This window comes from Streptococcus parasuis (assembly GCF_021654455.1).
GTDB classification, from domain to species: Bacteria; Bacillota; Bacilli; order Lactobacillales; family Streptococcaceae; genus Streptococcus; species Streptococcus parasuis.
On the sequence record NZ_AP024276.1, the window covers coordinates 888,909 to 906,615 of the forward strand.

Genomic DNA, 17,707 nt, shown 5'->3' on the forward strand with positions numbered 1-17,707 from the left:
TAAAATTGAATAGAACATTTGGGGTGCCAAGAGGCTGAGATTATACCCATCGAACCTGATGCAGTTAGGACTGCCGAAGGGAAATGTGTATCAACAAATTTTGTTGACAAGTATTATATTTGTATTTTAGTTTAGAATACTGTATTTACTGGTCATCAATCATCGTAGGTGTAACTCCATTTGATAAACCATCAGATGGAGTTTTTTCTATAGTCGAATGAAGACTTTCAGAAAAAGGAACTGGGAGCAGGTAGCTTGGCCAGCCTAGTGGCTGTTCTAGGTTGGAAATATGATATGCTCAACAAGTCACTTTCGTAGAGTTCGGCAAGGCGAGAGTGATGTTAAAGCTAATACAAATAACAATATTTTCAAAAATACCCTCAGCCCCTTCAATTTACATTTTCAACGAGAAAAAGAGAAAGGAGATATAGATGAACAAAATGGTCATTTGGTTTGACCTTGATGGAGTTATTTTTGATTCCTATGAGGTCTGGGATCAGGTGGTTCAAGGGATTTTGAAACATCACGGGGTTGCTTATACCCAGCAGATAAGGGAAGAACTTTGGCGGATTCCAATGGAAGATGTCAACGAGTATTTATTGCAACTTGTGGAAAATTCCTTAGAAGAGAATGAACTTGAAAGGCAAAAAATGAATCAACTGCAATCACTATATAGAGATATTTCCTTGATGGATGGTGTGCATGAACTCTTATCTACATTGAAGTCAAAAGGTGCAGTCATGTACGCAGTCACTTCAAACTATCTGGAGCTGGCTGAACTAGGTTTGTCATCCCACCATCTTTCTAACTATTTTGTGAAACTATTTAGCAGTTTGGATCTGTTTGGAAGCGATAAAAATAGGGAGTTTTACCAATTCATCCTACATCAGGAAGGGATGGATCCAGCCAATATTGTAATGGTCGAGGATAATATGAACAATCTTCGTATTGGACACGAGTTAGGAATAGCGGGAGTTTATATAGAACATCCAAATTCCCCTTTTTCTGATGAGAATACCGGAATAGTTAGCATCAAGCAATTAAGTGAATTGATACCAATTTTGGAGGATAGAAAATGACATCTTTACATGTAGCATTATCAATAGCAGGAACAGATCCGACAGGCGGAGCAGGTATTATGGCTGATTTGAAGAGCTTTCAGGCTAGATCAGTTTATGGTATGGCAGTCGTGACGAGTGTCGTTGCTCAAAATACCAAAGGGGTGCAACTAATTCGTCATCTTGATCAGGAAATTTTAGAAGAACAATTGAAAAGTGTCTTTCAGGACATTGTTCCAGATGCAATAAAAACGGGAATGTTAGCACAAGTCGAGACCATTGAGCTCGTCGCAAGCTATCTTACAAAACAGAAGTGTCCATATGTCTTGGATCCTGTTATGGTCGCAACGAGTGGAGACCGTTTGATTGAAGAGGATGCCATCCAAGCGCTGAAAACAAAATTACTGCCTCTTGCTACCATCATTACACCGAATCTACCAGAAGCAGAAGTTCTAGTCGGTAGAACACTGAAAAGTGAAAATGACATCATGAATGCGGGCCGTTGGATCCGGAAAGAACTTGGGGTAAAAAATGTGGTCATTAAGGGTGGTCATTTGGCAAAGGTGGCATCTGACTACTTATTTTTAGAAGATGATGAGATCAGTATCATCAGTGCAGCACGCATTTCTACGAACCATACCCATGGTACAGGTTGTACCTATGCGGCAGTCATTACTGCAGAGTTGGCGAAAGGTCGGACAGTAGCACAAGCAGTCGAAACCGCCAAACGATTTATTACAGAAGCAATTCAGACTGCTCCAGAACTGGGTCATGGAAATGGTCCTGTCAATCATACCACCTACAGAGGAGAGTAACTAGATGTATTTGGAAAAATTACGTAGCCAAAATCCCTTGACCATTTGTATTACGAATGATGTAGTCAAAAATTTTACAGCCAATGGCTTGCTTGCTCTCGGTGCCTCACCTGCAATGAGCGAGTATCCAGAAGATTTGGAGGATCTACTTCCCTATGCAAAGGGGTTATTGATTAATACAGGAACCTTGACCAATGAAACTTGGGAACTATACAAATCTGCATTGGATATTGCTGAGAAATATGGTGTACCTACCGTCTTAGATCCTGTTGCGGCAGGTGCAGGTAGTTATCGCAAGAAAGTTGCCTTGAATCTGTTACATCATCATTCTATTTCACTCGTTCGTGGGAATGCAGGAGAAATTGCAGCCTTGATTGGTGAAAGAATTGAAACGAAAGGGGTAGATTCTGCTCAGATAGACAATGTTGGTGAACTAGCCCTCAGAGCCAACCAACAATTAGGAATTCCTGTTGTGATAACTGGAAAAAAAGATGCTATCGCTGTGAATCATCAGGTTCGGATTTTGGAAAATGGCAGTGAGTTAATGCCACTAGTGACAGGGACAGGATGCCTACTGGGAGCAGTTCTGGCTGCCTCTATTCACCTAGCTGATGAGGATTCATTATTGGATTGTTTGGAAGAGGTCCTATCGGCTTATTCGATCGCTGGAGAAATGGCAGAGCAGAAAACCTCACTACCAGGAACCTTCCAGATTGAGTTTATAAATAGCCTCTATGCAATTCAGTCAGAAGAGGTTGAAGAAAATAAAAAAGGTCATTCATTATGAATAGAAAAATGCTTCAAGTTTACTTTATTTGTGGCACGACAGATTGTTCAAAAGGCAATTTTTTGGATGTCCTGGAAAAGGCATTGCAGGCAGGAATCACTTGCTTTCAATTTCGTGAAAAAGGTGAGCAGGCTTTAATAGGGTCTGAAAAACTATCGTTGGCAAAACAAGTTCAACACCTGTGTCACCGCTATCAGGTTCCATTAATCATCAATGATGATATTGAGTTAGCCCGTGCTATTGATGCTGATGGAATACACCTTGGACAGGAAGATTTATCAGTGGTAGAAGCGAGACAGCTCTTCCCAGAGAAAATAATTGGACTATCAGTTGGAACAGAGGAAGAATACCTCAATTCGCCTATTGAACTAGTAGATTATATCGGAAGTGGACCTGTTTTTCCCACTTTATCTAAAGATGATGCTAGTCCATCCATTGGAATGGATGGATTAAAGCATCTAAGGAAACTCAATTCCGATATTCCCATGGTTGCGATAGGAGGGTTATCTGCCAAAGATTGCAAGAATGTTTTCCAAGCAGGTGCAGATGGCATAGCAGTAATCTCCGCCATTTCCCGTGCTGAAGACGCATACAAAGCAACCAAGATATTGGTGGATGGGATCCAAGCAATGTCTGTCTAAATTATTGGAAAAATATATATTATAGGGCGGTGGGATTAAAATGAGGAGTTGAATCCTCTTTTTGTATTACTTGTGAACATGGACGAGTGATGTACAGTGTAAAGTTGCTAAATTTTTAGGCATAATATGGAACTGTTGAACAGTAGATATGAAGATATTCAAAAGTTAGGGAAAAACTTCATACACAACACAACTTATTAGTTAAAAAAAAGCTCTATAAACGCTGATTTTTCAGCATTTATAGAGCTTTTTATTTTTAAACTGATAAACTTGAGAAAATAAAATTCATCCATTATGTATAAGAATTTAACTAAATTGGCTAAGAAATTAGTTTTACATAACAAAAACGAAAGAAATATACAGATAGTTCAGTGCAAACTAATAAATAAGCATGAATCTGTCTTTTTATTATTGGCTTGGACTTGTCCAGTCTGCCATAGTTGTTGAAAACGCTACCCTAACCGATAATCTTGTGGTAAAATATTATGGAAAAGGAGATTTCGTGAAAAGATTTAGACAAGTATTTGGACTAGCACTTCTTATCATAACTGTGTTCCTATTCCTGTATGGGATAGGTGATTTGGAAAAGGCCGAAGAAGTACGTTTACAAAGAAAAAATATTGAACAAATATTTCAAAAAAACTCAGATGCCTATGCTTGGATTCGGGTGGAAGGAACGAAAATTAACTACCCTGTTCTGCAACATCCGACAGACGACGCCTACTATTTAACCCATGATGCAGAAGGAAATGAGACTCAGTATGGTGCTATTTTTACTGAAAGGGTAAATCAGACTAGTTTTGAGGATTCTGTGACGATTATCTATGGACATGCCATGCGTGATGATTCCATGTTTGGTAGCCTAGACTATTTAGCAGAGCCTTCTACATTTGAATCAATCCAGACAGTAACGATTACCAAAGACGGGAAAGACTTTCTATACCAGATTGTTGCAGCATATTCCTTTACTGATGATCACCTGTATCACACCTTTGGACTAGGCGATACGAAGCAGGTGGAGTCATATGTCTCTCTGTTAGAAGCCTGGGCAAATGAATATGGTGGATTCTATCGCTCGTTTGATTTTGATGTTACTCGGGATAAGTTATTGATTTTATCTACTTGTGACGTGGCAGGAAATGAGAGACGGTTTGTAGTTCATGCCGTCAGAAAAGGAGGAAGCTAACATGGTTATTTTTAAAGAGAATAGAAAATTTTTTGAGTTTGCGATTGGATATATTTTTGTGGGTATAGGGCAAAAATTGATAGGAGTCGGTCTATTGAAACCCTGGTCTGAAAATGCTCCGGTCCTTTTGTGGCTAGGGTTGGTAGGACTTTCCTTGTTTGGGATTGGATTATTTTTTATTGGAAAATTAGCCATTTGGTTTCTAAGGCAGTTCAATCAGGAGCAACGAGTAGCGAAAGTCGTTGGTCTAGCATTAGCAGTTAGCGTGCTTGGAGGCTTGCTGCTTGGAGGATTAGGGCAGCTAATCTATGATTACACTTCATTTGGCTATCAAGAAGTAAAAAATGCCATCTGGCTAGTGACGAGCCTATTTCAGACATTTATCAAAGTAACGGTTATCTTTAACCTTTACTGCTTTTATAAAGATAGTAACTTTTCTTGGAAGAAGGGGGACTTCCGAAGAATAATTGCCATTGTCTTACTGGGAATTCTTATAGCAGCCAGCATAGGATTGATATGGTCTGCCATATCAGACATCTTGTTGGGGCTTGCAGATATGATTGTTATTTTAGGGACAGTGTATTATTTACTTGAAAAATAATTAGGATGATATATATGAAAAAGAGAAGAAAAATTGTTAGTTGGCTGATGCTTTCGACTATTTTATTGGCCAATAGTCCCCTGGTCTATGCGCAGGAAATTCAAGAAATTGTTGAAACTTCGCAAAGTCAGGCCTATTATGAAGAAGCAGTGGAGGAAGCGCGTGAGACGACTGTCGGTGGTGATAATGCAAATACAACTAATGCATCAAACTCCGACCAGACAACCGCAGCAAGTGCCACTGATGGCGGAGATGCCATTCAGCAGCCTAAAATCACTGAAGAAGGGCAAAATCCAGAAGAGGCAGCTTTACGGGCGCAGTATGGAGAACCAGTTCTCGAAAGTGGTCAAGAACAACTTTACAAGGTGGACGAGACACGCTTTGTAACCTATATTGGTAGCCAGGCTAAGACCTATATTGACCACGAGGGACGGGAAGTTCCGATTGACCTTGATCTGTATTCCTATCATGCAGATGGTACGCATTATTATCTACCGAAAGAATCTCCTGTTGATGTAGTGCTTCCCGCTAAGGTGACCGAGACTACGCCGATTGATGTTATCAGTCAGGAAGATAAAATATCGCTCTATCCTTTGGATAAAACCTACGAGCATGCGACTGTAGAGGACAATGCTATCCTTTATAATAACGTTGACGGTGCGACAGATGTCCAATATACAGTACAGTCAAACGGCGTTAAAGAAGAAATCGTTCTGAGTAAATGGGAAGAAAAGAACCGTTTTACTTACGTTCTAGAGGCAGGAAATTATGATGTAAGTCTTGAAACCAATCAAATCTTGGTTCGCCAAAAAGGTAAAAAAGAAATACTTTTTGTCTTAAATGCTCCTCTTATGGTGGATGCTGCAGGAGAAACCAGTCAAGATATAAAATTGGAACTGGTTGAAAAAGATGGACACTACAATATTACTGTCGTAGCAGGGAAAGAATGGTTGTCTGATAAGACACGTCACTATCCTGTTCGTATCGATCCGACCATTACTGTCCCACGGGAAAATATTCTAGATTCTGTTACCAGTACTGTACATGGTCAATACCAAGGTATATCCTATGGTTATGTCGGTTATATCACAGTTGAACTGATGGGCTTGGCAGGTGTTCCTTATGTCAAGGACTTCGGTCGTAGCCGTATGTATTTTAAGGTCAACTATGACTTTAAGCAGAATATCCCTTCAGAAGCTAAAATTGATAGCGCAACACTCAATCTCTATGAGTACACAGCTCCTGGAAATCAGGGTACCCAGTTTGGAGCCTATCGCCTAACTGAAGATTTTGACATCAATAGTGTGACCTGGAACTCGTCTGCTAATCTCGGTCGTGAAATTGCTGGAGAAGGAGCGATTTCAACCAAAAAGGTAGGAATGCACAACTTTGATATTCGTGATGCGGTCAATGGCTGGGTGCAAGGAATCTATCCAAACTATGGTTTAGTTGTCGCTGCAACAGATGAGGGAGCAGATGGCGGTGCCTTTTATACGACTGAAGCCACAGCCTCCAATGCTGGTCAAATTGGCTTTACTCCTGAAAAAGCGCCAAGTATTACGATTAATTGGTCCGTCCCAGATCCAGTAGATATCAATTATGCTATCGGTGATACGACTATCAATCTCCGGACAATGGTGAAGACAGATAAGTCTGGTAAACTCCAATTCCAAGGAGTTTTTGCGGATGGTCTGACTAGCCCTGCTGCACAGGTTGGCTACCAGCTCAGTGACCCTGCTAAGAATTATACTGGTCAGAGTACAGCCAGCTTTTCATACAAATACCCTGACACGGCTTCCTTTATTTCAGCATTTGAAAAAGGAACAACACAATACAAAGATAAATTGTCTAACTGGCAAACGCTCGTTCCGTTTACAGAGCCGGAATTAAATACGCTCTATACCATTGATGCGGAAAGCCAGAAAGATGGTCAAACGAGTGGGAAGAAGAGTAGTGACTCTTTCATCATTTACAAGGTAACCCAATATGATACTCTTCCTAAGATAGCCAGCTACTATGGCGTACCGCTAAAACAGATTGCCTTTGACAACCGGATTCAAGATATGCTTCTGGTCAAAAACAACACACTCTTTATCCGCAATCCAAGTAAAAATGCGAACAAGCCTTATAACCCACCTGCTCTGACTGATAAGGTCAAAGCCGACGTGGATATGCTGTTGATGGGACGTGGCTTACACTGTGAATTTGGTTTTGAACCGATAAATCTTAATACAGGTAATTTCTACTTGGAACGGACAGATGTATCTATCTCAGACCTAGGTGGAGACTTTGCGATTGTCCGCAATTATAACTCCAAAGCAGCAGGTATCAATAGTCTATTTGGTCGAGGATGGTCTTTTGCCTTCAACGAACAACTTTCACTTGATGACGAGGGCAATATTAACTATATCCGTACAGATGGTTCTATTTTGACCTTTATCAAAGAAGGTGATACCTATAAGGCGCCAGAGGGCTATGATCTAAGCTTGACGGTAAAGGAAATAGAGACTAAAAAAGCTGATTTTGGGAATGGCGAAGAGGATTACGCTGTCAAGGAATACCACATTACCGATAGCAATCAGCAGGAAAAAATCTTCAATTTCCATGGGCTCTTGACCAGTCAAACAGATGAAAAAGGGAATAAAACTAGCCTTTCCTATAACGAACAGGCTCAACTGACTAAGATTACATCACCGACAGGTCTTGTATATGGTGTGACCCAAAATGATTCAGGCTATATCGGAGCAATCCAGTTACCGAATGGTTTGACACTAGCTTATGACTATGATGAAGCGGGAAATCTTATTTCTTACACGGACGCAGCAGGAGCTAAGACGCGTTACGACTATGACGAACAAGGGCGGATGATAGCTTGGTATGATGCCAATGGGACCAAGATTATCGAGAATGTCTATGATGAACAGCATCGTGTCATCCAGCAGACTGACGGAACAGGAGCAGTCTCCACTCTTTCCTATAGTGATGGACAGACAGTAACGACAGATGCTAATGGTCAAGTGACGACTTATACCTATGACAAACATTATCGTACAACAGCCATTACTTATCCTGATGGAAGCAGTATTCGTAAGGCTTATGACGATGATAACCGCTTAGTGAGTGAGACCAATGAATTGGGTCAAACGACTAGCTACACTCACGATAGTCAAGGAAATATTCTCACGGAAACTCGTTTTGACGGAGCGGTCAAAACCTCTACTTATGACCAAAACAACCATCTCCTTTCCGTAACAGATTTTGCAGGACAGACTACTAGCCATACTTATGATGCGAAAGGAAACCTTCTTTCTACAAGTTTGGCAGACGGTACTAGCATTACCCACACAGTTGATGAGCAAGGACGCATTCTTTCAACCACCGATGCTCTAGGAAACACAGTCCAGCTATCCTATGATGGGGCTAATTTGGTCAAAGTGACCAATGCAGCTGGTGGAGTGACCACTCTTACCTATAACGCTCATAATCAAGTCACCTCCATCACCAACCCTCGTGGTGGTGTGACAACGATGACCTATGATGCCGAAGGTCGTAAACTAAGTGAAAAAGATGCGGATGGTGTCGGTACAAGTCAGACATTTGACCCAGCAGGGCAAGTGATTGCAGTGACCGAAGGAAATGGGAATACTAGCAGCTTTACTTACGATGCCTTTGGACGCAAGATTGCGGCAAGTAACGGTGAAGGTGGTCAGTATAACTACGAGTATGATGGTGTTGGAAACCTCCTTCGTTTGACAGATGCCGAAGGCCGTACGACGAGCTATAGTTATGATAGCAGGGGTCGTCTTCTGACAGAGACGGATGCTGCTGGACAAAAGGTGCATTACAAACGTGACGCAATTGGTCGTGTCTTGGAACGGACCAATGAAGCTGGTCAGACAACATCATATACCTATGATGAGACAGTCAACCAAATCGCAAGCATTACAGATGCTTTAGGGCAGGTGACCAGCTATAGCTATGACAAGGCAGGGAATGTGACTCAAGTCACCTATCCAATTGGTACGAGTACGACCAGCACTTACGATGCTTTAGGTCGTCGTCTCAGCTACCAAGACCAAGCAGGCCGCACGGTTAGCTATACATACGATGCGCTAGGAAATAAACTGACCGAAAGCCTGGATGAACGTACGACCAGCTATAGCTACGATGTACTTGGTAATGTGACCAAGGTCATCTATCCAGATAAGACGAGCGTTTCCTACCGATATGATAGCATGGGAAATGTTCTCGAGCAGACAGATGCCAAGGGCATATCCACTCAGTATGACTATACTGCCGCTGGTCGTTTGAGCAGTACGACAAATGCTCTCGGTCAAATAACCACGATGACCTATGATGCGAACGGAAATCAAATCAGCTTGACCGATGCGGCAGGAAATACTGCCAGCACACGCTATACAGGGCAAAACCAAGTTGGTCAAGTCACCGATGCACTTGGTCATACAACTCACTTTAGCTACAACCAAATGGAGCAACTTCGTGAGGAAATTGATGCTCTAGGTGGAAAAACAAGCTATCAGTATAATGAACTTGGCTACCTGACCCAAGTGACCAATCCAAATGGTCATGCAACTCAGCTGAGCTATACCCCAACGGCTCAGGTTAAAGAAGTTATCCAGGCAGATGGCAGTAGTATTGTCAATGAATACGATGCTCTTGATCGCCTCATTAAGGAGACGCAGTCTAGCGGTCTCATTACTGAGTATAGCTATGATGCTGCCAATCGTCTGATAGCTGCGAAGGATAATCAATCTCTAAATGAAAGTTACACCTATGACGCTGCAGGCAATCGCCTGACGACAACCAACAGCCTTGGTCAGACCACAAGCATGACCTATGACAGCTACAATCAGTTGACCAAGGTCACTTATGCAGATGGAAGTAGTGAAAGCTACACCTATGATTTATCAGGTAATCTAGCGACTAAGACGGATGTAGAAGGATATGAGACTAGCTACCATTATGATGAAAATGGAAATTTACAGAAGAAGGTAGACCATCTTGGACGTGAAACCAGCTACAGTTATGACCAACTCAACCGTGTCGTGACAGAAACGGACCCTGAGGGGCATGAGACCAACTATGAGTACGATGTATTGGGGAATGTCGCAAGTGTCACAGATGCCAACGGACACCAATCTACCTACGGATATGATGCTAATGAACGCCTGGTTCTATACAAAGATCCAAAGGGACAGGAAACCGTCCTGAAATACGACCCACTCGGTCGCTTACTGGAGACAGTGGCTCCTACAGGTGCCAGCCAGACCTACACTTACGACGCAGTGGGCAATCGTCTGTCTGAAACAACAGGCGAGGGAAATACCACTAGCTATACCTACGATAGTCTCAACCGTCTGCTTAGCCTAACCAAGCCAACTGGCGGTAAGACAAGCTATACCTATGACCAAACTGGTAGTCTCTCGACAGAGACAGACCCGAGTGGGGATGTGACAAGCTATGTCAATGACCTCTACGGTCGTGCGACTAGTCGAACTCTTCCAAATCAGGCGACTTTCAGCTATAGTTATGACGCTCTTGGTCGTCTGGAGAAACAGACGGCGCCACAAGGCTTGTCCAAGACCTATACCTACGATGTAGCTGGTAATCTTATCAAGGAAGTAGACCAGTCGGATCGAGGGACTAGCTACAGCTACGATGTTGCCGGTCGTCTCTTGACGGAGAAGAATGCTCTGGATCTAGAAAAGACCTATGCCTACGATGAGATGGGCAATCTGACCAGCATCACCAGTCCGAGCGGTGCTAAGACCAATCTGTCCTATACGAAGCTGGATCAGCTTAAAACGATCACCAGTCCGACAGGTCGTGAGACAGAGCTGAGCTATGATCCTGTAGGGCAAGTGACCAAGCGAGTCATCAATGGTAAGCGGGAGACAACCTATGCCTATGACCCAAATGGCAACCTCCTAGAGGAAGTCAACCCACTTGGTCAGGTGACCAAGCGAACCTACGATGCAGGCAATCGTCTGACAGCCGAGACCAATACCGCAGGTCAGACCAGTCTCTATAGTTATGACAAGGATAACCGCCTAACCAAGGTGTCCAGTCCTACAGGCGCAAGCAGTAGCCTCACCTATGATGGCAATGGCAATCTAACCAGTGTTCTCTCAGGAAGCAAGCGCCTTTCCAGCTACACCTACGACCAAGAAGACCAACTACTGACCGCCACCAAGGGAAGTGGTGATGAAGCATCAACCAGCAGCTACACCTATGATAGTGTGGGCAATCTCACCTCCATCACCAATGGCAATGGTCAGGTGACGAAGTATAGCTATGACCAGCTAGGAAATGTCATCGAAAAGATGAATGCGCTGGGAGACAGCGAGACCTACACCTACGATGTCAATAACCAACTCTCCAAGATTACTAAGGCTGATGGTCAGACCATTAGCTACGACTACAACAAGCTGGACCAACTGCTGACCAAGAAGACTTCTACCGAGTCAGAAGGTCAGGTCCTCTACAGCTATGATGCGGATGGTCGCAGAGTGGCGATGAGTGACTTGACGGGTCAGACCCGCTACGCTTATAATGAAGAGGGTGAATTGACCGGTGTTCGTCAGGGTGATGGCAGTCTGATTACCTACACCTACGACGACTATGGCAATCTCACCAAGATGGTCTATCCAGATGGTAGCGAGGTAGCCTATAGCTATGACGAGCTCGATCGCCTGACCAAGGTGACCGACCGTGACGGCAAGGTGACCACCTACGCCTATGATAAGGCTGGTGACATGACCAAGATTGAGCGTGGAGATGGCACGACAAGTGCTCTGACCTACGACGCAGCCCATCGTGTGACAGAGATTGTTCATCGTGACAAGAAAGGCAAGCTGATTTCCAGCTATGCCTACGAGTACGACGATGGCAACTACATCGCCAAGGAGACCATCACGCAGAATGGGGAAACTCTGGTCCAAACTTACACCTACGATAGTCTAGGTCAAATCGTCCAGATGACCGTTTCAAGTAAGGATGGCAAGGAACTAAGTCAGTTTAGCTACACCTATGACCATGCAGGAAACAAGCTGACCAGCACGGAGACGGTGGATGGTAAGGAAAGCAAGACAGAGTTTAGCTATGATGCCGAGAATCGCCTGCTTGAAATGAAGTCTGGCGACAAGACCATCACCTACACCTATGATAAGAATGGCAACCGCACATCGTCTGGTGCTGGTGATGCCAAGCTGGACTATATCTATGACACGGAAAATCGCTTACTTGCGGTCAAGGATAAGGAAGGCCTGCTTTTCGCTGCCCTCTATGATGGGGATGATAACCGTGTCTTCACTGCCAGCAGGACCCAAGCGACCAACACCTACCAGCTCTTCAAACGCAAGCCAGCGGATAAGAAGCGCAAATCTCCGTATACTGCACCAGATGGCGAAGCCAACAGTCTCTTCTGGTATGGGTTCACGCAGAATGTCGTCCAGTTCTTCTCGAGCTTCACGACCAGTGAGGGCTATGACTGGATTGAAACCTTCGATACCGTCTCAACTGCCTATCATCAGAAGGTAGCCAAGGACCGAGCGACGGAAGAAGGGCTTGTGGTCAATCCGCCGAGCGAGGACAACCTACCGGGTGAAGACGAGGTGCTCTACAGGAGTCAAGTGCAGGATGTCCTCATCCCTTACACGACCAAGGAAGATACCTACAACTATTACGAAACCCGAAACTATGTCAACGATGTCAATCAGCAGCACACCCAAGTCCTGCAAACCTATGACGACCAGCTCCAGAAACAGGAGACCTATGTCTATGGCAATGGCAGAGCTACCTATACTAACGAGAGCACTGGCGACAGCTATCACTATCTGACCAGCCAGTCTGGCTCTGTGACAGGTCTGACTCAGAATGGCAATTCTGTTGCATCTAGCTCTTACAATCTCTACGGAGCGACCAAACAGACCACAGATACCACAGGCAATCCATTTGCCTACAATGGCGAAGCACGGGATGTGACAGGTTTGGACTACCTCCGTGCACGATACTATGACAACCAAGCAGGCACCTTCCTGACGGCTGACAGCTACCAAGGTAGTCAAACAGACCCGATCAGTCAAAATCTCTATGCCTATGTGCAGAACAACCCAGCCAACTATACCGATCCGAGCGGGCATATCTGGAAGGCTTTGACAAATGCATATAATACTGCTAAAAAAGCAGTGTCCAAGGTCAATAACGCCGCTAAGAAAGTAGTTGTCGATACCTATAATACTGTCAAAAAAGCAGTGGTAAACACCTATAACACCATTAAGAGCGCAGTCGGTCACGCAGTCAACTGGGCTGGCAATGCGGTAAGGCAGACTACTAATTGGATTGGGCAGCAATGGAATAATTTCCAAACCTCGGCTTACCAAGCGGGTAGAAGTATATATAACAGCGCTAGTCAATATGTCTCTCACCAATACCAGCAAGCAAAGCAAACCGTTTCAAATGCATGGGAACAGGCTAAAGCAATGGGGCAATCTGTTTATAACTGGGGAGTATCTAAGTCGAGAGAGGCAATGAATATTGCACGTAGTTGGACGAAATCATTGGAAGAAACTTTCCGACATAGTTGTGAAACTGCAAGCTTTGCGAATGGCGGAACTACTGTATATGCTAGTGAGATAGATTTTACGAGTGTAAAAAATACAGCTCAAGATCTCCGTCTTCAGAGTGAGATAGAAGATGCAAAAAACAGCAAGCTTTCCGATATAGAAAAGTCTGACTTGATTGTAAAAGCATACGAAGATTATCTCTACAATAAAAATAAAGAGGCGTTTGATGAATATTGGAGTGCTAGGAAAGGATACAAACAATGGAAACCTGAAAATGGAAACTATGCTGACACTGTGGAGAGACGACTTGGAAGAAAACTACAAAATTCAGGTATTAATATGAAAGAGCTCATGCAGGAAATGGGCGATGAAATCCTATCTGCCAACTCTAATGCTAGCTATATTCCATTCGTGGCGGGAAGTAAAGTATCGGCAAGTATTCAAGATAATTACCAGTTTTATAATTTAGTTAATACTGGACAGCCCTTGGATTTAAAGAGCAGGGCTTATCAATCCGATGGAGATAAAGGATATTCAATATGGAGTAGAGATTGGGGGGATGGAGTCAAGGATGATTATGCAGGAAATTATCTATATGGCTATGTTGGAAAAGGTTATCTAAATTCTTCGGATACTTATCTAAAAATTTCAGCAGGCGCTGCACAAGAAATGTCAGATATTAAAAAAATGGGACTTTTTGCAGCGGACTGGAAAGCATTTAAGAGTTTTATAACGGGTAATTATTTTGATAATTCTGGAGACTCGAAGATGATACAAGATGGAATAGATGATTATAAACTTAAAGGAGGTAGCGAATAGAAATGAAAAATAACTCGTTTTTTAAGTGGTGTTTTTTGTCTATTTTAATAGTATTTCTGATATTTTTGTACATTCAGATGAACAGTACAACCTATATTTTACAACCTAATTCAGAAAGAAAAGTGATAATTAAGGGAAATTCAGAGAGTTTAGATTCTGTCATTAGTGTTACTATAACAAGTAAGACTGATGATGGGAAGATTAAGTTAATATGTGGAGATAGTTGGGTTGACACTAAAGAGGATGTTCACTATAACATTATTACTTCTCAAATCGAAAAATGGAACTATGATTCATCTTCAGGAAAGAGAACGGTAATGATTTTACAAAATCCACTAAATGGTATTAAAGTGGATGAAGAAGGTATAAGCATAAATACTCCAAAAGATATTACATTTAGTTTTCAATCAAAAAAAGACTTTACTGTAAGAATCAAGAATTTATCAGATAAGAATGTATCAGTCGAAGTTAATGTAGTATATAGGTGAAAGAAATTCTTTGACCATATTTCAGCACTTGACCTTGAAAAGTTTGTAGCAAACTTGGAAGAAGTAACTGCTTAAACATCCGAAATCATCTTCATATTGAAATTAGAGGAGGGGGCGAAGTGATGAAACATATAATTAAAGTTCTAATCCTTGTTCTAGCTATTGTCGTAGTTTATCTAACATATAATTACTATCAATTTCGTAATCCAATAGATGAAATTATCTATTCAGAGATGACAAGTATAAAAGTTATTCCGATAAAATCGTATAGTCAGCTTATAAAAAGTGATACCAGTTATGATTTTTCTGATAATACAGGATTTGTGACTCTACACTATAAATTGCGCGAGTTACTCAAACCAGAAGAAACAGTAACAGTGTATATGGACGATACAAAAGGTTTCATTTTCTCGTACCAGCATGACTTCAAAAATGGTAGGAAATTACAGATAAATTATATATATGATGGCGTTGAGAATGTCACACAGTCTATTGTTGTAATTGAGAATGACGGTAGCGAAAAAAAGACTCGAGAAGAGATATTAGACTTGTTGAGAGATGATGACCTTGATAGTACATGGCTTAGTAGACAATCAACCTATGTCTGGAAGACATTGTTGCTGTCGGTTTGGTTTGAAAAAGGTAGCCACCGATATTCCTTTGATAATATAGGGAACATTCAGATTATCAAATCAAATATCCTTGGGTGAGGAAACCCTAGTTTGTCGTTTTAGCTACGATACTATCGCTCTGTCAAATATCTCTATACTCATGTAACGATTTACCTTGAGTTCTTTGAAGTGTTGAAGAAATATCAGTAAGGCAGATAAAATTTTCCTATTTGTAATCTCTGAAATCATCTAGACTTTTTCTAGGTGATTTCTTTTTTTGTGTTAAAATAAATGTGTAGACCTTTGATAACAAAATATCAGGTGGAAACTGTAATGAATTTAATAAAAAATAAGAAGAACTACTTTCTGTGTGTTCTTGCAATCTTTCTAGTACTATTTATTACTATTACTTGCTCAAGAGTTTTTTCAAATAATGTGTATTATTTAGATGCAGGAGGGAGAATTGAATTAAATATTAAGGGAAACTATGATAATCTTGATGCATATATGACGTTTGAGATTGCTAGTGAGTCGAAAAATGGAAAGATACGACTATCAGGTAGAAATATTTTGGCAGATATAGACTCCAATATTATTTATAATATTGAAAAACAGCAAATTGAAAAATGGATAGATACAGATAACGACGGGGTATCAGAATTAACTATTTTACCAAATGATACTTCGCAAAGTATATATATAGATTCAAAAGGACTTGTTATAAAGCTACCGAATCAATATCGTTTTTCAATAAATTCTCCTAAAGATTTTTCAATTGTAGTTGAGAATATATCAAATACTTCAGTATCGTTTTTTAAAAATGTAAAATATAACTAGTAGGTTAGGTTGTTGCGGATACCTACGATGCCTTCCTGTTTTACAATATACAATAATTATTTTACAGATTAAGTACTTATTGGCTTATGCTAAAGTATTGGTGAGGGGCAGTCGGATTAGTTTTAACATTTGAAACGCTATCAATAATTTTATCGACTTGAAATCATCTAGACTTTTCTAGGTGATTTCTTTTTGGTATGGTAGAATAAATTTGTAAATTTTTGATAACAAAATATCAGGTGGAAACTGTTAAGTCGCTCATCAATTTATTCAAGATTTGAGCCAATGATGTGGAGGTATATATGAAGCATAAATTTTCAAAATATTTTTTTATAATTGTCATAATTGTCACGAGCTCATTTCTGATTTTTAAAGTTTTTAATTACTATAGTCAGAAGATAAAATATAATTCCTTAGAGAATGTATTCTTAGAGATGAACTATGCCGAGGTATATAGTGGGGCACTGAAAGGCTTACCAGATTTGAGTACTGTTTTAGGAAGTCCGCAATCATTTAGAGAACCAGATAGAATAACAGAGTTGCCCGTTCTTGTTAATGCCCCAGATGGAGGGGAGGTATCTATATTTGTTGGTCTGGAACAAGCGTTCAGTATTGAGTATTCAAAAAAATTAGGGAATGATACTTATTTATATATAGACTATGAGTATAGGGATAAGAAATTACTAGGAAGCATTGAAATTTCCAATTCAGATGATTCATTGGCGTGGGGAGAATCAGGTTATTGGATAGATAAAAAAAGAGGTGAAACGGTCAATTTGCAAGAATATTTAGAGAGTACCTATTGGTTTTCTTCCTCCAAAGGTCTCCCTTCTTTGCAATTAACTGAAAAAGAAGAAGTATTAAATTATTTGAAAACGTATGGTATAGATGCTACTTGGTTAAGGGAAAAATCATCCTATATTTTGAATGATGTTGTTCTCAAGACTTGGTTTGAAAAGGGGAGTCAACGATATTCCTTTGACAATCTTGGGGATGTTAAAATTATAGAATCAAGTGTATTAAAATGAATTGTAAACTTATCTATTGTAGTACAGATTTCTTCATTTTAGAGTCTAAAATCTGACAGTTTCATTCAAAGTCCATGTTTCTCATTGATAAACCACAAATATAGAAAAAAACGGATAGCTCCAAGAGAAAATACTACTTGTATTGTTATACTGATAGTAGTTAAAAGTCTTTTATTTGCTAGAGACTCTCATCTTAGTAAGGAAGGGATAGCCTAGAAATGGGACGATTAGCTTGCCAATATTTTTGTAGC

At 41.1% G+C, this 17,707-nt stretch carries 11 protein-coding genes and 1 riboswitch; all 11 genes read left to right on the forward strand.

Annotated elements, in window-relative coordinates; translation table 11 throughout:
* Nucleotides 1-9: 9 nt before the first annotated feature.
* Nucleotides 10-99, forward strand: a riboswitch (TPP riboswitch).
* Nucleotides 100-431: 332 nt separating this feature from the next.
* The 11 genes from L6410_RS04500 (at nt 432) to L6410_RS04550 (ending at nt 17,456) form a co-directional block, all read left to right on the forward strand.
* Nucleotides 432-1,079 (forward strand): HAD family hydrolase, encoded by a 648-nt coding sequence (locus L6410_RS04500; protein WP_237396357.1) that lies wholly within the window; start codon nt 432-434, stop codon nt 1,077-1,079.
* Complete coding sequence (thiD, locus tag L6410_RS04505) at nt 1,076-1,873, forward strand: bifunctional hydroxymethylpyrimidine kinase/phosphomethylpyrimidine kinase (protein ID WP_024397173.1); 798 nt, start codon at nt 1,076-1,078, stop codon at nt 1,871-1,873. The genes L6410_RS04500 and thiD overlap by 4 nt, the downstream gene beginning before the upstream one ends.
* A 4-nt stretch (nt 1,874-1,877) precedes the next feature.
* Entirely contained in the window at nt 1,878-2,660 is a 783-nt protein-coding gene (gene thiM, locus L6410_RS04510) for a hydroxyethylthiazole kinase (RefSeq protein ID WP_237396358.1), read from the forward strand.
* Entirely contained in the window at nt 2,657-3,301 is a 645-nt protein-coding gene (thiE, locus tag L6410_RS04515; RefSeq protein ID WP_237396360.1) for a thiamine phosphate synthase, read from the forward strand. The genes thiM and thiE overlap by 4 nt, the downstream gene beginning before the upstream one ends.
* Nucleotides 3,302-3,803: 502 nt before the next feature.
* Nucleotides 3,804-4,487 (forward strand): class B sortase, encoded by a 684-nt coding sequence (locus L6410_RS04520; protein WP_237396362.1) that lies wholly within the window; start codon nt 3,804-3,806, stop codon nt 4,485-4,487.
* Nucleotide 4,488: 1 nt separating this feature from the next.
* The gene (locus L6410_RS04525; protein WP_237396365.1) at nt 4,489-5,088 is read left to right on the forward strand and encodes a hypothetical protein; all 600 of its coding nucleotides are present in this window, start codon (nt 4,489-4,491) and stop codon (nt 5,086-5,088) included.
* A 14-nt stretch (nt 5,089-5,102) separates the two neighbouring features.
* On the forward strand, nt 5,103-14,492 hold the full coding sequence (locus L6410_RS04530) for a DNRLRE domain-containing protein (RefSeq protein ID WP_237396366.1): 9,390 nt from the start codon (nt 5,103-5,105) through the stop codon (nt 14,490-14,492).
* A gap of 77 nt (nt 14,493-14,569) precedes the next feature.
* Nucleotides 14,570-14,980 (forward strand): hypothetical protein, encoded by a 411-nt coding sequence (locus L6410_RS04535; protein ID WP_153309016.1) that lies wholly within the window; start codon nt 14,570-14,572, stop codon nt 14,978-14,980.
* 122 nt (nt 14,981-15,102) lie between these two features.
* On the forward strand, nt 15,103-15,690 hold the full coding sequence (locus tag L6410_RS04540) for a TipC family immunity protein (protein ID WP_024392644.1): 588 nt from the start codon (nt 15,103-15,105) through the stop codon (nt 15,688-15,690).
* Nucleotides 15,691-15,924: 234 nt separating this feature from the next.
* Complete coding sequence (locus L6410_RS04545) at nt 15,925-16,428, forward strand: hypothetical protein (RefSeq protein ID WP_024392643.1); 504 nt, start codon at nt 15,925-15,927, stop codon at nt 16,426-16,428.
* A gap of 302 nt (nt 16,429-16,730) precedes the next feature.
* Nucleotides 16,731-17,456 (forward strand): TipC family immunity protein, encoded by a 726-nt coding sequence (locus tag L6410_RS04550; protein ID WP_024392642.1) that lies wholly within the window; start codon nt 16,731-16,733, stop codon nt 17,454-17,456.
* Nucleotides 17,457-17,707: the final 251 nt, after the last annotated feature.